Origin of the sequence: Nocardioides anomalus (genome assembly GCF_011046535.1) — a bacterium.
Classification (GTDB): Bacteria; Actinomycetota; Actinomycetes; order Propionibacteriales; family Nocardioidaceae; genus Nocardioides; species Nocardioides anomalus.
Map to the genome: position 1 here is coordinate 725340 of NZ_CP049257.1, position 18550 is coordinate 743889.

General features: G+C 72.8%; 17 protein-coding genes. 14 read left to right on the top strand and 3 right to left on the bottom strand.

What is annotated here, in order from left to right:
• Positions 1-28 precede the first annotated feature (28 nt).
• The 8 genes from G5V58_RS03825 (at position 29) to G5V58_RS03860 (ending at position 7573) form a co-directional block, all read left to right on the top strand.
• Positions 29-994 carry a VOC family protein gene (locus G5V58_RS03825; protein WP_165228913.1) on the top strand — a complete coding sequence of 322 codons (966 nt, stop codon included), beginning with the start codon at positions 29-31 and terminating at the stop codon, positions 992-994.
• Between the two features lie 86 nt (positions 995-1080).
• The gene (locus G5V58_RS03830) at positions 1081-1824 is read left to right on the top strand and encodes an amino acid ABC transporter ATP-binding protein (RefSeq protein ID WP_165238607.1); all 744 of its coding nucleotides are present in this window, start codon (positions 1081-1083) and stop codon (positions 1822-1824) included.
• Complete coding sequence (locus G5V58_RS03835) at positions 1824-2561, top strand: amino acid ABC transporter permease (RefSeq protein WP_165228915.1); 738 nt, start codon at positions 1824-1826, stop codon at positions 2559-2561. The genes G5V58_RS03830 and G5V58_RS03835 overlap by 1 nt, the downstream gene beginning before the upstream one ends.
• Positions 2562-2684: 123 nt before the next feature.
• Entirely contained in the window at positions 2685-3548 is an 864-nt protein-coding gene (locus tag G5V58_RS03840; RefSeq protein ID WP_165228917.1) for a transporter substrate-binding domain-containing protein, read from the top strand.
• A 3-nt stretch (positions 3549-3551) separates the two neighbouring features.
• Positions 3552-5024 (top strand): FAD-dependent oxidoreductase, encoded by a 1473-nt coding sequence (locus tag G5V58_RS03845; RefSeq protein ID WP_165228919.1) that lies wholly within the window; start codon positions 3552-3554, stop codon positions 5022-5024.
• Positions 5021-6232: an NAD(P)/FAD-dependent oxidoreductase gene (locus G5V58_RS03850; RefSeq protein ID WP_165228921.1), complete on the top strand. Its 1212-nt coding sequence runs from the start codon at positions 5021-5023 to the stop codon at positions 6230-6232. Before G5V58_RS03845 ends, G5V58_RS03850 begins: the two co-directional genes overlap by 4 nt.
• A gap of 49 nt (positions 6233-6281) precedes the next feature.
• On the top strand, positions 6282-7247 hold the full coding sequence (locus tag G5V58_RS03855) for a dihydrodipicolinate synthase family protein (RefSeq protein WP_165228923.1): 966 nt from the start codon (positions 6282-6284) through the stop codon (positions 7245-7247).
• Positions 7244-7573: a (2Fe-2S)-binding protein gene (locus G5V58_RS03860; RefSeq protein ID WP_230487061.1), complete on the top strand. Its 330-nt coding sequence runs from the start codon at positions 7244-7246 to the stop codon at positions 7571-7573. The genes G5V58_RS03855 and G5V58_RS03860 overlap by 4 nt, the downstream gene beginning before the upstream one ends.
• Before the next feature lie 34 nt (positions 7574-7607).
• Here the strand turns inward: G5V58_RS03860 and G5V58_RS03865 are convergent, their stop codons facing one another.
• Positions 7608-9080, bottom strand: a complete 1473-nt coding sequence (locus G5V58_RS03865; RefSeq protein ID WP_165228925.1) for an NAD-dependent succinate-semialdehyde dehydrogenase — start codon at positions 9078-9080, stop codon at positions 7608-7610.
• Positions 9081-9205: 125 nt separating this feature from the next.
• Between G5V58_RS03865 and G5V58_RS03870 the strand changes: the two genes are divergently transcribed.
• The 5 genes from G5V58_RS03870 to G5V58_RS03890 are packed head-to-tail and all read left to right on the top strand — an operon-like array spanning position 9206 to position 15574.
• A complete protein-coding gene (locus G5V58_RS03870; protein ID WP_165228927.1) occupies positions 9206-10585 on the top strand; it encodes an aminotransferase in 1380 nt (459 codons plus the stop codon).
• Positions 10582-11706 (top strand): ATP-NAD kinase family protein, encoded by a 1125-nt coding sequence (locus G5V58_RS03875; protein WP_230487062.1) that lies wholly within the window; start codon positions 10582-10584, stop codon positions 11704-11706. Before G5V58_RS03870 ends, G5V58_RS03875 begins: the two co-directional genes overlap by 4 nt.
• A gap of 33 nt (positions 11707-11739) precedes the next feature.
• Positions 11740-13119 (top strand): aminomethyl-transferring glycine dehydrogenase subunit GcvPA, encoded by a 1380-nt coding sequence (gcvPA, locus tag G5V58_RS03880; RefSeq protein WP_230487063.1) that lies wholly within the window; start codon positions 11740-11742, stop codon positions 13117-13119.
• On the top strand, positions 13116-14642 hold the full coding sequence (gene gcvPB / locus G5V58_RS03885) for an aminomethyl-transferring glycine dehydrogenase subunit GcvPB (protein WP_165228929.1): 1527 nt from the start codon (positions 13116-13118) through the stop codon (positions 14640-14642). Before gcvPA ends, gcvPB begins: the two co-directional genes overlap by 4 nt.
• Positions 14639-15574 (top strand): 3-hydroxyacyl-CoA dehydrogenase, encoded by a 936-nt coding sequence (locus G5V58_RS03890; RefSeq protein ID WP_165228931.1) that lies wholly within the window; start codon positions 14639-14641, stop codon positions 15572-15574. The genes gcvPB and G5V58_RS03890 overlap by 4 nt, the downstream gene beginning before the upstream one ends.
• 6 nt (positions 15575-15580) lie before the next feature.
• On the opposite strand, the gene G5V58_RS03895 is transcribed toward G5V58_RS03890, so the two are convergent.
• Both G5V58_RS03895 and G5V58_RS03900 read right to left on the bottom strand, forming a co-directional pair.
• Entirely contained in the window at positions 15581-16738 is a 1158-nt protein-coding gene (locus G5V58_RS03895) for an NAD(P)/FAD-dependent oxidoreductase (protein WP_165228933.1), read from the bottom strand.
• 61 nt (positions 16739-16799) lie between these two features.
• The gene (locus G5V58_RS03900; RefSeq protein WP_165228935.1) at positions 16800-17291 is read right to left on the bottom strand and encodes an Lrp/AsnC family transcriptional regulator; all 492 of its coding nucleotides are present in this window, start codon (positions 17289-17291) and stop codon (positions 16800-16802) included.
• 133 nt (positions 17292-17424) lie between these two features.
• Between G5V58_RS03900 and ald the strand changes: the two genes are divergently transcribed.
• Entirely contained in the window at positions 17425-18549 is a 1125-nt protein-coding gene (gene ald, locus G5V58_RS03905) for an alanine dehydrogenase (RefSeq protein ID WP_165228937.1), read from the top strand.
• Position 18550 lies beyond the last annotated feature (1 nt).

Genomic DNA, 18550 nt, shown 5'->3' on the forward strand with positions numbered 1-18550 from the left:
GACCGACCCTCGAGAGGACCTTGCGCGGATGGTGACCACACCCCGGACCGAGCGCCAGTTCGGCACCCTGTCCGGCCTCGACCACATCGGGATCGGCGTCTCCGACGTCGACGCAGCGCGCGCGTTCTACGCCGAGCTCGGCTTCACCGACGAGTCCTTCGACTACACCGGGCCGCTGCCCGGGCTGGCCGGCGTCAGCGGCCACGACAGCACCGAGGCGCGGGTGCTCTACCTGCGCGCCGGCACCCCGACCGTGCTCGGTCGCGCCGGCGTCAAGCTCGTGCAGATCCTCGACCGGACCCCACCGCCGATGCCCGAGGGCCAGGCGTGGGGCGAGCCCGGCATCTGCGAGGTCTGCGTCCACGTCAACGGCCAGGCCGACTTCCACGCGGACCTGGTCGCGCGGGGTCACGTCAACCTCATGGACCCCAACGAGGCCGACCTCGACCCCTACCAGACCCACTGCGGGCTGTCGTACGTCGCCGACCCGGACGGCGCGAAGATCGAGCTCATCGAGTGGTCGACCCTCGCGGCCGGCTGGCCGCTGGAGGAGGGGCCGCACGGCGTCAACCACGTCGCCTTCGGCGTCTCCGACATCGAGCGCACGCGCACCTTCTACCAGTCCCTCGGCTTCACCGGTCAGCTCTTCGAGTCCGACGGCTACTTCGAGCCGATGCACCCGTGGTTCGGTGACCGCACGCCGCCGCGGATGCGGATGATGCTGCTGACCAACCCCATCGGCGGCGCGCTGGAGCCGGTGCAGCACTACCCGGCGTCGCCGGACATGCGCGGGGAGTGGGGCCACCTCGGCACCTTCGAGTTCGCCATCGGCGCGCGCTGCCTGGAGTCGGCCGTCGAGCACCTCGAGCGCCTCGACGTCGAGCTGGTCGGCGAGCCGGTCAGCCTGGACGTGGTTGGCGGTGGCACCTGGCGCTACGCCTACTTCCGCGACCCCGACGACCTCTACGTCTGCGTCACGGAGGTGCGCGCGTGAGCACGCTCGAGCCGACCGCCCCCGTCACGGACACCGTCGCGGACACCGTGGCCGCGCCCGCCCGGGTGCGCGAGAACGACGAGCCGGTGGTCAAGATCCGCGGGCTGCGCAAGTCCTTCGGCCCCTTGGAGGTGCTCAAGGGCATCGACCTGGACGTCCACCAGGGCGAGCACGTCGTGCTCTTCGGCCCGTCCGGCTCCGGCAAGTCCACGGTGCTGCGCAGCATCAACCTGCTCGAGCCGCCCGACCACGGCTCGGTCTGCGTCGACGGGGTCGAGTACGGGCCGGGCGTGGCCGGCGCGGCCTCGGTCAAGCGCGGCCGCCCGATGGCGCTGCGCCGCAAGGTCGGCATGGTCTTCCAGCAGTTCAACCTGTTCCCGCACCTCACCGCGCTGGACAACGTGGCGCTGCCGCTGCGTTCGGTGAAGGGGATGCGGTCCGAGCCCGCCATGCAGCGCGCCGCGGAGTACCTGCGCCGGGTCGGGCTCCTGGAGCGGGCCGGCCACTACCCGGGCCAGCTGTCCGGTGGTCAGCAGCAGCGCGTGGCCATCGCCCGGGCGCTCAGCCTGGATCCCAAGGTGATGCTCTTCGACGAGCCCACCTCCGCGCTGGACCCCGAGCTGGTCGGCGAGGTCCTCCGTGTCATGCACGAGCTGGCCGACGAGGGGATGACGATGGTGGTGGTGACCCACGAGCTCGGCTTCGCCCGGGAGATCGGGGACCTCAACGTGTTCATGGACCAGGGCGTCGTGGTCGAGCAGGGATCGAGCGAGCTGTTCGACAACCCGCGCAACGCCCGCACCCAGGACTTCATCCGGGCGGTGCGCTGATGGGGATCACCGACTACGACTGGGGTCTGATCTGGGACTACAAGGGCGACCTCTGGCACGGTCTGCTCACCGCCCTGCAGGTCTCGGTCGTCGCGCTGCTCGTCTCGCTGGTCGCGGGCCTCGGCCTGGCCATGCTGCGGATGGGCCGGGCGCCGCTGTCGTGGGTGGCCGCGATCTACATCAACGTCTTCCGCGGCATGCCGGCCCTGGTGACGGTCATCTGGATCTACTTCGGCGTCTCGCTGCTGCTCGGGGTGAACTTCACCGTCTTCCAGGCCGGCGTCATCGCGCTGTCGCTGCTCTACAGCGCGTTCATGTCCGAGATCTTCCGCGCCGCCCTCCAGGCGGTGCCACCCGGTCACCGCGAGGCGGGGCAGGCGCTCGGCATGCGTGACACCCGGATCTTCTTCTCGATCGTGGTGCCGCAGGCGTTCAAGATCGCGCTGCCCAACATCGGCAGCATGTTCATCGGCATGATCAAGGACACCTCGACCTTCACCGTGATCGGCCTGCTCGAGGTGGTGCGCGTGACCCAGAACGTCAACGCCCAGACCTTCCAGCCGTTCGTCCTCTACACCGCGGCCGCCGGCATCTACGTGCTCGTGGCCTTCGCGGTCGACCTGCTCTTCCGGCTCGGGGAGAGCACGCTCGCGGCCCCGCCGAAGGGTGTCGTCGCGCGCGGCCTGCGCGCCCGCAAGCAGCGCCGCATCCACGCCCTGGTCAGCGAGCTGGCCTGACGGGCGTGCCCACAGAGGTCCCCGGGTTCTCGGTTGCCCGGTTGCACCGCAACCACCACCCACAGCACGACGACGTGCTGGACCAACAGCATCAAGGCAAGGAAGGAAGTCGCTGTGCTTGGAATGAAGCGGAACTCCCTGTGGCGCCGAGCGGCGGTCATCGGCACCACGATGGCGCTCGCCGTCGGACTCGCCGCCTGCGGTGACGACTCCGACTCGGGCTCGGACGGCGGCAGCGGTGGCGGCGACTCGTCGTCGGCCAGCGGCCTGATGAAGGACGGCACGCTCACCGTCGGCATGAACCTGCAGTTCGAGCCCGAGATGTACCTCGACGACAACAACCAGCCGGCCGGGTACGACGTCGACCTGCTGAACAAGCTCGCCGACGACATGGGCGTCAAGCTGGACATCGTGAACCTCGACTTCGACGGCCTCATCCCCGGCCTGCAGTCGAAGAAGTTCGACATGGTCTCGGTCGGCCTCACCGCCACCGACGAGCGCAAGAAGGTCATCGACTTCTCGCGCGAGTACGTCCCCTACGTGAGCGTCCTCGCGGTGCCCCAGGACGACGACGGCCCGTTCACCATCGACAACTACAACACGCCGGACACCCGCCTGACCGCCCTCCAGGGCTCGTCGGGCGAGCAGCTGGCCAAGGACACCTTCCCCAACGCCAACGTCGAGGGCTTCTCGCAGCAGAACGCCGCGCTGCTCGAGGTCGGGACCGGGCGGGCCCAGGGCTCGGTGCTGGAGGACTACATCCTCGCGCAGTACATCAAGTCCAACCCCGACCAGATCAAGCAGGCCGACCTGCCCGACCCGCTGGCCATCGGCTACGGCAGCTGGGCGGTCCAGAAGGGCAACAGCGCCCTGGTCGACGAGCTGAACTCGTTCCTGTGCACGGCGCAGAACGACGGGACGCTGGCCGAGGCGTACGCGAAGAACTTCGGGGTCGAGGACTTCCCCGAGATGCCGGCGGGGTGCTGACCGGTGCCTGACGACGAGCAGCACCTCGCGCTCCTGGTGGTCGGTGGCGGCCCGGCGGGCATGAGCGCCGCCCGCACCGCCGCCGACGCCGGGATGCGGGTGCTGCTCGTCGACGAGCGGCCGTCCCTGGGCGGCCAGATCTACAAGCAGCCGGGTCCGGGAACCTCCATCCCGGACCCGGCCGCGGCCGACCGCAGCACGCGGTACGGCCGCAGCCTCATCGCCGCCGCCGAGGCCAGCGGGGTGCGCATCGCCCTGCGGACCGCGGTGGTCGCGGTGGAGCCGGAGGACGACGGCTTCGCGGTCGTCCTCGTCGAGGACGGCCAGCACGCGCGCACCGTGCGCGTGCCGCGGCTGGTCCTCGCCCCCGGGGCGCACGACCGCCCGGTCGCGTTCCCCGGGTGGACGCTGCCCGGCGTGGTCACGGCCGGCGGCATGCAGTCGATGGCCAAGAGCCAGTTCGTGCTGCCGGGCCGGCGGATGGTCTTCGCCGGCTCCGGGCCGGTCGCCCTGGCCTTCCCCTCGCAGCTCGCCCACTACGGCGCGCACATCGTCGCCGCCCTGGAGGCCGGCCCGGCCCCGCGGCCCGGCGACGTGCTGCGCGTCGGTGCTGCAGCCTGGGGCAACGGCGTCCTGCTGCGCGACGCCGCCCGCTACCGCGCCGGCCTGCTGCGCCACCGCGTCCCGGTCCGCTACGGCCGCATCGTGGTGCGCGCCGAGGGCGCCGGTCGCGTCGAGCAGGTCGTCCACGCCGCCGTCGACCGCGACTGGCGAGTGCTCCCGGGCACCGAGGAGACCGTGGCGGCCGACGTGCTCTGCGTCGGCTACGGCTTCGTGCCCTCCTTGGAGCTGCTCCGGCTCGCGGGCTGCGAGACCACCTTCGACGAGGACCTCGGCGGTCGCGTGGTCCGCAAGGACGAGTGGGGCCGGACCTCGGTCCCCGGCGTGTACGCCGCGGGCGACGGCACCGGCGTCGAGGGCTCCTACGTGGCCATCGACGAGGGGGTGCTCGCCGCCCTCGGGGCCGCCCAGGACTCCCAGGTGCTCGACCGGGCCACGGCCGACGACCAGGCCCGCGAGGCCCGCCGGCGCCTGGTGCGCCGGCGCCGGCTGACCCGCGCCACCCACCGGCTCTTCCGCGTCGGCCCCGGCGTCTACGACCTGGCCGACGACCAGACCGTCGTGTGCCGCTGCGAGAACGTCCGGCAGCGCGAGGTGGTCGAGGCCGCCGCCGCCACCGACGACGTCAGCGTGGTCAAGGCGCTCACCCGCGCCGGCATGGGCCCGTGCCAGGGCCGCAACTGTGCGCGCCACGTCGCGGCGGTGATCTCCCGCACCAGCGGCCGCGAGCTGTCGAGCGTCGACTTCGCCACCCCGCGGATGCCGGTGCGCCCGGTGCCGATCGCGGCCATGGCCGACGCCGCGGTCGTCGACCCCGGGCTGTTCGTGGCCCCCGACCCCCAGGGAGAGCGTTGAACGGCGTCCCCCTGCTGGGCCCCTCGCGCGGCCCGCTGCCGGCCGAGACCGACGTGGCCGTCATCGGCGGCGGCATCGCCGGCGCGGCGATGGCGTTCTACCTGGCCCGCGAGGGCGTCGAGGTCGTGCTGCTCGACCGCGCCGAGCTCAACCGCGAGGCGTCCGGCACCAACGCCGGCAGCTTCCACCTGCAGCTGGCCATCCACCAGCTGTCCGGCAAGGGCACCGACACCGACCGCGACCGGCTCCTGGCCGACGCCCGGCTGAGCCTCGAGGCCTACGGACTGTGGCAGCAGCTGGACCGCGAGCTGGACGGCGACGTGGAGCTGCACGAGACGGGCGGCTGGATGGTCGCCGAGACGCCCGAGCAGGTCCGGCTCCTGCACGAGAAGCACGAGCTCGAGCGGCTGGCCGGCATCGAGACCGAGGTGGTCGAGGGGTCCGAGCTGCGCGAGCGCGCGCCGTTCTTCTCCGAGCGCGTCCTGGCCGCGACGTACTGCCCCGTCGAGGGGCACGCCAACCCGCTCATCGTCGCCCCGCTGTACGCCGCCCGCGCGGCCGAGCACGGCGCCGAGCTGCGCACCGGGGTGGCGGTCCAGGGCATCGACCGGGTCGAGCGGCGACCCGGCTCCGGCGCCCACCGCTTCACGGTCCGCACCGATCACGGCGACCTGCGCGCCCACCGCGTGGTCGACTGCGCCGGCGCCTGGTCCGGAGAGGTCGCCCAGATGGTGGGCCTCCGGCTGCCCGTGCGCAGCGACGGCCTGCACGTCAACGTCACCGAGCGGCGCCCGCGCCTGCTGACGCCGATGGTCCAGCACATCGGGCGGCGCCTCACGCTCAAGCAGAGCTCGGTGGGCTCCTTCATCATCGGCGGCGGCTGGCCCTCGCGCGCGGTCCCGGGGCCGCGCCGCTACCCCACCCAGTGGCAGAGCGCGGCCGGCAACGTCACCGTGGCCGTCGACATCGTCCCGGCGCTGGCCGACGCCCGCGTGGTGCGCACCTGGTCCGGGGTCATCGTGTTCACCGACGACATGAACCCGGTGGTGGGGGAGTCGGAGCGGGTGCCGGGCTTCCACGTCTGCGTCGCCTCGACCGGCTTCACCTTCGGTCCCATGTTCGCCCGGCAGCTGGCCGAGCAGATGACCGCACCCGGCAAGCACGACCCGTTCCCCGACCGGTACGCCGTGGACCGCGCGACCGCCTGACCCACCTCGCTCGAGACCCCCGCACGAGACACGAAGGAGACGCCGCACCATGGACCGCGACGACATCGACTGGCAGGGCTACTTCCCGGCGTTCGTCACGCCGTTCGCGGAGGACGGCGCGCTCGACCTCGACACCCTCGCGGCGCTGGTCGACCACTACGCCGACCAGGGCATGCACGGCATCGTCGTCAACGGCACCTGCGGTGAGTGGTTCTCCCAGACCCGCGACGAGCGCAAGGCCGTCGCCGAGGCCGCCGTCGGCCAGGCCGCGGGCCGGCTCAAGGTCATCGTGGGCTGCACCGACTACACCGCCGACCAGGTGGCCGAGCTGGCCCACCACGCGCTCGAGGCCGGTGTCGACGGCGTGCTGGTCTCGCCCCCGCCGTACGTCAAGCTGTTCGCGCCCGAGGTGCTCGCCTACTACGAGGACATCAGCGCCCGGGTCCACGGACCCCTGGTCGTCTACAACTGGCCCTACGGCAGCGGCATCGACATCGACACCGAGCTGGCGGACAAGCTCGCGGACGTCGAGCACATCGTGGCCATCAAGGACAGCACGCCCGACGCCGACCAGTTCTTCGCGACGTCCAAGCGGGTCCGCGACCGGGTCCGCGTGTTCGGTCCCTACATGTCCGCGCGCGGCGTGGAGGAGCTGGCCGAGCACGGCGGCGACGGCACCGTGGGCGGCGGCTCGCTGTTCGGCCGTCCCGACCCGCAGTTCTGGGAGGACTACTGGGCCGGCGACCTCGACGCCGCCCGCGCCCACGCCCAGCGCTCCGACCGGCTCTTCCCGCAGCTGTGGCTGCCCGGCGGCTGGGCCGGCAAGTTCGGCGGCTACCAGAGCCAGCTCAAGGTCCTCATGCGCATGCTCGGGCAGCCGGCCGGCCACGTGCGCCCGCCGCGCCTGCCCGTCACCGACCCGGCCGCGCTGGCCGAGATGCGAGCGGTGCTCGTGCGAGAAGGGCTGCTGGCCGCCGAGGAGGGCGCCGCCGAGGTGGCTGAGGTGACAGCGTGAGCCGACGCCGCCGCGGTGCCCGGATCGAGCCGCAGCCCGGCGTGCGCCGCGGCGATCCGGTCCGGATCTCCGTGGACGGCCGCGCGGTGGAGTCCTTCCTCGGCGAGAGCGTCGCCGCGGCGATGATCGCCGACACCGACGACCTCACGATGCGCACGACGTCCGACGGCGACCCGCGCGGCCTGTTCTGCGGCATGGGCGTGTGCTTCGAGTGCCTGGTCGTCGTCGACGGCGTGCCCAACACGCGCGCCTGCATGACCTGGGTCCGCGACGACATGGTCGTGCAGACCCAGGTCGGACCGGGTCCCCGTGACGCCGCCGGCTGAGCCTGCCGGCGGCGCCTACGGGCCTGTGCTCAGCTCAGCCGACGCCGTCGATGCAGAGGTACTTGATCTCGGTGAACTCGTCGATGCCGTGCAGCGAGCCCTCGCGGCCGAGGCCGGACTCCTTGACGCCGCCGAACGGGGCGCCCTCGTAGGAGATGAGGCCGGTGTTGATGCCGACCACGCCGAACTCCAGGGCCTCGCCCACGCGCCAGCTGCGACCCAGGTCCTGGGTGAAGAAGTACGCCGCGAGCCCGAACTCGGTGGCGTTGGCCAGGGTCACGGCCTCCTCCTCGGTCTCGAAGCGGATGACCGCGGCCAGCGGGCCGAAGGTCTCCTCGCGGGCCACGAGCATGTCGCCGGTGACGCCGGTGAGCAGGGTCGGCTGGAAGAACGTGCCGCCGAGCTCGTGCACCTCGCCACCGAGCACGACGCTCGCCCCGCCGGACACGGCGTCGGCGACGTGGCGCTGCACCTTCTCCACCGCGGCGGTGGAGATGAGCGGACCCTGCTCGGAGCCGTCCTCGAAACCGTTGCCCACGCGCAGGTCCGCGACCGCCTCGCGCAGCCGCTCGACGAAGGCGTCGTGGATGCCCGCCTGGACCAGGATCCGGTTGGCGCACACGCAGGTCTGGCCGGCGTTGCGGAACTTCGAGGCCATGGCACCGGCCACGGCCGCGTCGAGGTCGGCGTCGTCGAAGACGATGAGCGGGGCGTTGCCGCCGAGCTCGAGCGCGAGCTTCTTGACCGTGCCGGCGCTCTGCTGCATGAGCAGCTTGCCCACCGCGGTCGAGCCGGTGAAGCTCAGCGCCCGGACCACCGGGCTGGACGTCAGCACGCCGCCGACCTCCTCGGCCGGGCCGGGCACGACGCTCAGCACGCCGGCCGGGATGCCGGCGCGCTGGGCCAGCTCGGCCAGGGCCAGGGCGGAGAGCGGGGTCTCCGGGGCCGGCTTGACGATCATCGAGCAACCCGCGGCCAGGGCCGGGGCCGCCTTGCGCAGGATCATCGCCGAGGGGAAGTTCCACGGCGTGATGGCGGCGGTCACGCCCACCGGCTGGCGCACGGTGAGCAGGCGGCGGCTGCCGACGTTGCTCGGGATGACCTCGCCGTAGGTGCGCTTGGCCTCCTCGGCGTACCACTCGACGAAGCCGGCGCCGTAGATGATCTCGCCGCGCGCCTCGGCGAGCGGCTTGCCCTGCTCGGCGGTGAGGATCATGGCCAGGTCGTCGGCGTGCTCGACGATGAGCTCGAACCACCGGCGCAGGGTGCGCGCCCGCTCGGGCGCGGTCACCTTGCCCCAGGCGCGACCCGCGCGCTCGGCGGCGGCGACCGCGTCCTCCACGTCCGCGGCGCTGGCGGACTCGACCGCGGCGAGCACCGCGCCGCTGGCCGGGTCGCGCACCTCGCTGGGCGCGCCCTGGCCCTCGCGCCAGGTGCCGTCGATGAAGAGCCGGGTGCGCAGCAGGGCCCCGTCCCGGAGCCGGTCGGCGTCGAACTGAGTGTCCACAGGAACCTTTCGCGGAGGGGCCGGTCCGAGTCGGACGGCCGTTCTGCGCCCAATCGTACGCTTTGCGCGCACCCTTTGCTACAGTCCACCCACCCACAGCACCTCGCGAGATGAGCAGGCACCCCATGACCTCCGCAGGCTCCGTCGAAGACCTCGACCGTCAGTACTTCTTCCACCCGTTCACCAACGCCAAGGACCACGAGAAGACCGGTCCGCTGACGATGGTCAGCGGTCGCGGCTCGACCCTGACCGACACGCACGGGCGCGAGTACCTCGACGCCATGGCGGGGCTGTGGTGCGTGAACATCGGCTACGGCAACGAGGAGATGGCCGACGCGCTGGCCGAGCAGACCAGGAAGCTGGCGTACTACCACACCTTCGCCGGCATGGGGAACGAGCCGGTGGCCCGCCTCGCGCACCGGCTCATCACCGACGCGCCGGGCTCGATGGCCAAGGTGTTCTTCGGCAACAGCGGCTCGGACGCCAACGACACCCAGGTCAAGCTGGTCTGGTACTACAACAACGTCCTGGGCCGGCCGGAGAAGAAGAAGATCATCTCCCGCGAGCGCGGCTACCACGGGGTGACCGTGATGTCGGGCAGCCTCTGCGGGCTGCCGGGCATGCACACCGGCTTCGACCTGCCGCTGCCGATGGTCCGCTTCGCCCGGGCGCCGCACTTCCGCTTCGAGGGCGAGGACGGCGAGACCGAGGAGCAGTTCGTGGCCCGGCTGGCCCGCGAGCTCGACGAGCTCATCGTGGCCGAGGGCCCCGAGACGGTGGCCGCGTTCATCGCCGAGCCGCTGCAGGCCGCGGGCGGCGTGATCGTCCCGCCGGCGACGTACTTCCCGGCCATCCAGGAGGTGCTGCGTCGTCACGACGTGCTGCTCATCGCCGACGAGGTCGTGTGCGGCTTCGGCCGGACGGGCGAGTGGTTCGGCTCCACGACCTTCGGCGTCGAGCCGGACCTGATGACCGTGGCCAAGGGCATCACCTCCGCCTACGTCCCGCTGTCGGCCTGCCTGGTCTCCGAGGCGGTATGGGACGTCATCGCCTCGGGCTCGGAGAAGTACGGCCTGTTCAGCCACGGCTACACCTACTCCGCGCACCCGCTGGCGGCCACCGCGGCCATGACCAACCTCGACATCATCGAGCGCGACGGCCTCATGGGTCAGGCCAAGGCCCGCGGGGACCACCTCATCACCCGGCTCCGCTCCGCCTTCGAGGGCCACCCGCTGGTCGCCGAGGTGCGTGGCCACGGCCTGGTCGCCGCCGTGGAGCTGGCCGAGTCGCTCGACCCGCTGCGGCGCTTCGAGCCCCGCGGCAAGCTCAGCGGCGCGCTGGTGGCCCGGGCCCGCGAGCTGGGCGTCATCACCCGCGCGCTGCCCAACGCCGACACGATCTCCTTCTCGCCGCCGTTCGTGGTGACCGAGGACGAGCTCGACCAGATGGTGGCCGGCACCCGCCAGGCCCTCGACGACGTCAGCCGAGAGTTCGGGCTGGCGTGACCTCACCCGCCCTCGGGCTGGTGGTGAACCCGGTCGCCGGGATGGGCGGCCGGGTCGGTCTGCACGGGACCGACGACGCGGCGCTCGCGCAGGCGCGCGACCGCGGGGCCGAGCCGGTCGCGCCCGCACGCGCCCGCCGCGCCCTCGACCGGCTGCACCGGGCGGCGCCCCGGCTGGCGGTCCTGACCGTCGAGGGGCCGATGGGCACCGACCACGTGGCGGCGCTCGAGGGCTGGGACGTCGCCACGGTCCCGGGCGTGCCCGGTCAGAACGGCGCCACCGACGGCGCCGACACCCGCGCCGCGGTGGCCCGGATGGTCGAGGCCGGCGTCCGGCTCGTGCTCTTCGTCGGCGGGGACGGCACGGCGCGCGACGTCGCGCAGGCCCTCACCCGGACCGTCCAGCCCACCACCGTCGTCCTGGGCGTCCCGGCCGGGGTCAAGATGCACTCCGGCGTCTTCGGCGTGACCCCCGAGGCCGCCGGCGAGGCCGCGGCCCGCTTCCTGGCCGACGACGTGTCCCCGACCCGCACCGCCGAGGTCGTCGACCGCGACGAGGACGGTGCGGTCCGCCTGCACGCCACCGTCGCGGTCCCGCAGGTGCGGCACGCGGTCCAGGCTGCCAAGGGCGGCGCCGGCGCGGCCCCACCGCTGGAGCTGGCCGGGCTGGGCCGTGAGGTCGCCGAGGAGATGGCGCCGGGCCGGCTCTACCTGCTCGGCCCGGGCACGACGGTCGCGGCCGTGGGCGACGCGCTCGGCGTGGCGACCACTCCGCTCGGGGTGGACGCCGTGCTCGACGGGACGCTCGTGGCCGCCGACGCGAGCGAGGCCGAGCTGCTCGCCCTGCTCGGGCAGCACCCGGACGCCACGCTGGTCCTCGGGGTCGTGGGCGGGCAGGGCTTCCTCCTGGGTCGCGGCAACCAGCAGCTGTCCCCGTCGGTCCTGCGGGCCGTCGGCACCGACCGCATCGAGGTCCTGGCCACCCCCGACAAGGTGGCCGCCCTCGACGAGCCGGTCCTCCACGTCGACGTCGACGACCCCGACCTGGCCGCCCGCCTGGTCGGCTACCACCGGGTGCGGACCGGCCGCACCCGCAGCACCGTGCTCAGGGTCGTGGCGTGAGCCCCGACCACACCGGCTGGGAAGGAGCCTGAGGTGGCCCATCCGTACATGCCCAACTCCACCGACGACGCCAAGGCGAGGATGCTGGCGGCGGTCGGGGTGGCCGACGTGGACGAGCTCTTCGAGCAGATCCCCGACGACCACGTCTCGCGCACACCCAACGGGCTCGCGCCCGGCGTGCGCTCCGAGGCGACGCTGCGCCGCCACGTGCGCCGGCTGATCGACCGCAACGACGACTGCGTGGCCAACGCCAGCTTCCTCGGCGGCGGCCTCTGGCAGCACCACGTGCCGGCCGTCGTCGACGAGATCGTCACGCGCAGCGAGTTCCTCACCTCCGAGTGGGGCACGCCGTCCTCCGACCTCGGGCGCAACCAGGCGTGGTTCGAGTTCGCCTCACTGCTCGGCGACCTGCTGGAGATGGACTTCGTCGGCCTGCCGGTCTACAGCTGGGGCAGCGCCGCCGGCTACGCGATCCGGATGGCCGCCCGGATGACCGGGCGCGGCGAGGTGGTCGTCGCGTCGTCCCTCAGCCCCGAGCGGCTCAAGGTGATCCGGACCTACTGCGGCACCGAGGGCGGCAACGACCTGATCACGGTCCGCGTCGTCGACGTGGACCCCGCGACCGGCACCCTGGACCCGGCGGCCCTGGCCCTCGGCCCGGACACCGCCGCGGTCTACCTCGAGACCCCCAACTACCTGGGCGTGGTCGAGACCGCGGCCGCCGAGATCGCCGCGGCGGCGCGGGCCAACGGCACCGAGACCGTGCTCGGCGTCGACCCCAGCTCGCTCGGGCTGCTGGCCACCCCGGCCCAGCTCGGCGCGGACATCGTCGTCGGCTCCACCCAGCCGCTCGGCATCCACCTGCACGCCGGCGGCGGTGTGGGCGGCTTCATCGCCACCCGCGACGAGGAGCGCTACGCCCGGCAGTACCCGACGCTCCAGGTCAGCCTGGGCAGCACCACCGAGGACGAGCACTCCTTCGGCATGGTGCTCTTCGGCCAGTCGTCGTACGGCGCGCGCGAGGACGGCAACGACTGGACCGGCAACTCGGTCTACCTCTGGACCGTGGCCAACGCCGTGTACATGTCGCTGCTCGGCCCCGACGGCTTCGCCGAGCTCGGCCGGACCATCCTGGCCAACGCGCAGTACGCCGCACGCCGGGTCGCGGAGATCGACGGTGTCGAGGTCCGCTGGGACGGCTTCTTCAAGGAGTTCGTCGTGGACTTCTCGGCCACCGGCCGCACGGTCGCCGAGATCAACGCCGGGCTGCGCGAGCACGGCGTCTTCGGCGGCAAGGACCTCTCCGCCGACTTCCCCGGCCTCGGCCAGAGCGCGCTGTACTGCGTGACCGAGGTGCATACCGCCGACGACATCGAGCTGTTGACCGACTCCTTGAGGAAGGTGCTGGCATGAGCGGGCTGCGCAGGTACCACGCCCCGGTGTGGGACGAGCCGCTGATCATGGAGATGTCCGCGCCCGGGCGGCGCGGCAACGTCCCGCCGGAGCCGATCGAGGAGCTCGACCCGGCCAGCGTGCTGCCCGCCGGGCTGCTGCGGGCCACGCGCGCGGCGCTGCCCGAGGTGGCCGAGCCCGACGTGCTGCGCCACTACCTGCACCTCTCGCAGGAGACGATGGGCATGATCGGCATCAGCCTGTTCGGCACCTGCACGATGAAGTACAACCCGCGGGCCGGCGAGCAGCTCGCGCAGCGCGACGGCCTGGCCGAGCTGCACCCCGACCAGGACGACAGCACCCTGCAGGGCCTGCTCGAGGTCGTGCACCGCTTCGACCTGATGCTGCGCGGGCTGTCCGGGATGGACCGGTTCGTCTTCCAGGCCGGAGGGGGCGCCGCCGCGGCGTTCACCCACGCCACCGTGACCCGCGCCTACTTCGCCGAGCGCGGCGAGCTGGCCCAGCGCCGCGACGTCATCACCACCCAGCAGGCGCACCCGTGCAACCCGGCCACGGCCGCGGCGGCGGGCTTCAACGTCATCACCCTGCCGCTGGAGTCCGACGGCTACCCGTCGCTGGACGCGCTCAAGGCCGTGGTCTCCGACCGCACCGCCGCGCTGATGATGAACAACCCCGACGACATGGGCATCTACAACCCGCACGTCAAGGAGTGGGTGCGCACGGTCAAGGACGCCGGCGGGCTGGCCTTCTACGACCACGCCAACTTCAACGGCGTGATGGGCCGGCTGCGGGCCGCGGAGCTCGGCTTCGACGCCTGCATGTTCATGCTCCACAAGACCTTCGGGGTCTCCAAGGGCGGTGGCGGACCGGCCGTCGGCGCCTACGGCTGCACCGAGGAGCTCGCGCCGTACCTGCCGGGACCGCTGGTCGAGAAGACCGACGACGGCTACGTGCGCCGCGAGAACCCCAGCGGCGTGGGCCGGGTCCGGGAGTACTCCGGGAACCTCAACCAGGTCGTCAAGGCCTACTCCTGGCTCACGGCGATGGGCGGGGACGGGATCAAGGAGGCCGCCGACCTGTCGGTGCTGGCCAACAACTACATGGAGACCCGGCTGCTCGCGCTCCCCGGCGTCACCAAGGCGATCCCGACCATGACCAAGCACCGGCTGGAGATGACGCGCTTCAGCCTGGAGGAGTGGTCGGCCGAGACCGGCCTCAAGGCGACCGACGTCCAGAACCGGATGGCCGACTTCGGCATCGACGCCATGTGGCTGAGCCACGAGCCGTGGATCGTCCCCGAGCCGTTCACCCCGGAGGCCGGCGAGAGCTGGTCGCTGGAGGACATCGACTACTGGATCGACGTGCTCGCGCACGTGCTCGAGGAAGGCCGCACCGACCCGGAGAAGGTCCGGACGGCTCCGCACGAGCAGGTGGTCGCGCAGTTCGACGGCGCCGGGCTCGACCGCCCCGACGGCTGGGCCACCACCTGGCGCGCCCACCGGCGCAAGACCGGCCGCGCGTGAGCGCCGACCGGCCGCCGGTCGCGGTGGTCGGCGGCGGGAGCATCGGCGTCGCCTGGGCGCTGGTCTTCGCCCGCGCCGGTCACGAGGTGGCGATCTTCGACGTGGCCGCCGGGCGCCGGGGGGCGGTGCCCGGCGAGCTGCGCGAGCGGCTCGACGAGCTGGTGGCCCACGGGCTGCTGGCCGATCCCGAGCCGGTCGCGTCCCGCGTCCGCGTGGCGCAGACGCTCGCGCTCGCGGTGCGCGGCGCCGCGCACGTGCAGGAGTGCGTCGTGGAGTCCGAGGAGGTCAAGCGCGCGCTCTTCGCCGAGCTCGACGGGCTGGCCGAGCCCCGAGCGGTGCTGGCCTCGTCGTCCTCGATGATGCCGGTCTCGCGCTTCGCCGCCGACCTGCCCGGGCGGGGCCGGTGCCTGGTCGTGCACCCCGGCAACCCGCCGTACCTCCTGCCGGTGGCCGAGCTGGTGCCCGCGGAGTTCACCACCGAGGACACCGTGGCCCGCACCCGCGCGCTGCTCGAGGGCGCGGGGATGGTGCCGGTCCTGGTGCGCCACGAGGTCGAGGGGTTCGTCTTCAACCGGCTCCAGGGCGCGCTGCTGCGCGAGGCCTACCGCCTGGTCCGCGACGGCGTGGCCTCGGCGGCCGACGTGGACCGCGTGGTCAGCCACGGCCTCGGCCGGCGGTGGGCGGTCATCGGCCCGTTCGCCACCGCCGACCTCAACACCCGCGGCGGCCTCGAGCGGCACGCCGAGGTGATGGGCCCGGCGTACCTGCGGATGGGCGCCGAGGTGGGGGAGCGTGAGGAGTGGACCCCCGAGCTGGTCGGCGAGGTGGCGGCGTCAGTGCACGAGCGGCTGCGGCCCGAGGACTGGGCGGCCAGCGTGCTGCGCCGCGACCGCGCCCTCATGCGCGTCGTCGCGGCCGACCCCGAGCTCTGAGCCTGGTCAGGACGCCAGGGCGGGGCTGAACCGGCCCGGGGCGAAGGGCGTCAGGTCGCGCCCGGGGTCGTCGCCCAGCGCGAGGGCGGCGAGGGTGCGGCCCATGAGCGGGCTCGCGGTGAACCCCATGTAGGGGTAGAGGCCGAGGAACACCCCCGGGTGACCCGGCGCCTCGCCGAGCACCGGCCGGTGGTCCGGCGTGCCGTTGCCGATCCCGACCCAGGTGCGGACCAGGCGGACATCGGCGAGCTGCGGGAACAGCGACATCGCGGTGGACAGGTTGGCCCGCAGCGAGTCCGGGTCGAGGACCCACGCGCCCTGGGCGTCGCGGCGGGCCGGCCAGCCGCCGCCGATGAGCAGCGTGCCGCTCGCGGACTGCTTGAAGGTGAGCCGGCCACCGGCGTAGTAGACGAGGTGCTCGACCAGCGGCGCGACGCGCTCGGTGACGTTGGCCTGGATCGCCTCGCTGGTGATCGGCAGGTGCACGCCGAGCTGCTCGCCGAACCACGGCATCGCGTCGCCGGCCGCGACGACCACGCGCGGGGCCCGGGCCGTGCCGCCGGTGAACCGGACCAGGTGCTCGCCCGCGCCCGGCTCGAGCGCCTCGACGGCGGTCCCGGTGCGCACCTGTGCGCCGAGCTCCGCCGCGCGGCGGGCGAAGGTCGGTCCGGCCAGCAGGGGGTTCGCCTTGCCCTCGATCGGGCACAGCTCGGCGCCGATGAGCCGGTCGGTGGCCCAGGGGGCGAGCGCCCGCAGCTCGCGCCCGCCGAGCACCCGGCTGGGCACGCCGGCCTCGTTCTCCAGGGCCACCTTGCGCTCGATCCAGTCGAGCTGCTCGGGGGCGTCGGCCACCAGCAGACCGCCCTTGCGGCGCACCTCCAGGTCGACGCCGAGCTCGGCCGACAGCCCGTCCCAGAGCTCGAGCGAGTCGGCCAGGAAGCGCAGCGCCGGGAGCCAGGCGCGCGCCCAGTCCTCGCCCAGCTCGCGGTAGGGCTCGTGCTGGATCTGACCGTGCAGGCTGCCCGCGTTGCGGCCGGACGCCTCGGTGTTGAGCTGGTGCCGCTCCAGCAGCAGGACCCGGGCGCCGGCACGGCTGGCCCAGTACGCCGTCGCGGTGCCGGTCGCCCCGCCCCCGACCACGATGAGGTCGTACGCCGCGTCCACGGTCGTCAGCCTACCGCTCGCGGTCGTCCTGCGAACAGTTGTGCGGTGTGCGGATCTGCCGTCATGCGTCGAGGACGTGCTCGGCCGTCGGCCGGACGTGGTCGAAGATCAGGTTGGTCTCGGTCATCGCGACGTCCGGCACTGCGCTGAGGTTCTCCACCACGAAGTCGCGCAGGGTGCCGGGGTCGGCCACCGCGACGTGCACCATGAAGTCGTTGCGCCCGGCCAGGAAGTACACGTCGAGCACGCCGGGCAGCGAGCCGAGGTACTCCCGGAACTGCGCGATCCGCGACCGCGAGCTGGCCTGCAGGCTGATCGAGACCATGGCCTCGAGCGGGCGCCCCAGTGCCTCGAGGTTGACGTCGGCGTGCACGCCGCGGATCACCCCGCGCTGGCGCAGGTTGCGGACCCGGGTGAGGCAGGTCGACGCCGCGATCCCGACCCGGGACGCCAGCACGTTGTTGGGCAGCCGGCCCTCGGCCATGAGCAGGGTCAGGATCTTGCGGTCCACGGTGTCGACGGCGCCGTGAACTCCGTTCGGCGGGGTGGTCATGTCGGCGGTCCTCGTCGTCGTTCCTGCGGTCTGGGCGGCCTCTGCCGATGATCCTTCGGCGGCGATGGCGCTGGTCGAACAGAAGCATGACACTTGCTCTTGCCAACGAACACCCCAGAGTGCGAGGAGTCCCGTGAAGGTCGGAGTGCCGAAGGAAGTCAAGAACCACGAGTACCGCGTGGCGATCACGCCGATCGGGGTGCACGAGCTGGTGGCCCACGGCCACGAGGTCGTCGTCCAGAAGGACGCCGGCGTCGGCTCGCAGATCACCGACGAGGAGTACGTCGCCGCGGGCGCGCGGATCGTGGACACGGCCGAGGAGGCGTGGGGCACCGACGGTGGGGTGGACCTGGTGCTGAAGGTCAAGGAGCCGGTCGCGGAGGAGTACGACCGGATGCGGGAGGGGCTGACGCTGTTCACCTACCTGCACCTGGCCGCGGACAAGCCGCTGACCGAGGAGCTGCTGGCGCGCAAGGTCACCGCGATCGCCTACGAGACCGTCCAGCTGCCCTCCGGTGGGCTGCCCCTGCTCTACCCGATGTCCGAGGTGGCGGGGTGTCTGGCGCCCCAGGTGGGCGCCTACAGCCTGATGAAGGCCCAGGGCGGCCGCGGCGTCCTGATGGGCGGTGTCGGTGGGGTCGCCAACGCGAAGGTCGTCATCATCGGCGCCGGGGTGAGCGGTCAGAACGCCGCGAACATCGCGTTGGGGATGGGCGCGGACGTGACGCTGCTGGACACCGATCTGGACAAGCTGCGGATGTCGTTCTGGCGCTACGACAACCGGGTCCACGGCCTGGCCAGCTCGAAGCTGGCGATCGAGCAGCAGGTGCTCGAGGCGGACCTGGTGATCGGGGCCGTGCTGATCCCGGGTGCGGCGGCGCCGAAGCTGGTGTCGAACGAGCTGGTCTCGCGGATGAAGCCGGGCTCGGTGCTGGTGGACATCGCGATCGACCAGGGCGGCTGCTTCGAGGACTCCCACGCGACCACGCATGCGGACCCGACCTACGAGGTCCACGGCTCGACGTTCTACTGCGTGGCGAACATGCCGGGCGCGGTGCCGAACACGTCGACGTACGCGTTGACCAACGCGACGCTGCCCTACGCGGTCGCGCTGGCCAACCGGGGGTGGACCGAGGCGTGCCGGTCGGACCGTTCCCTGGCCCTCGGGCTCAACACCCACGCCGGGCAGCTGACCAACAAGCCCGTCGGCGAGGCCGTCGGCATCGATGCCGTCGACCCCGCCGACGTGCTCGGCTAGG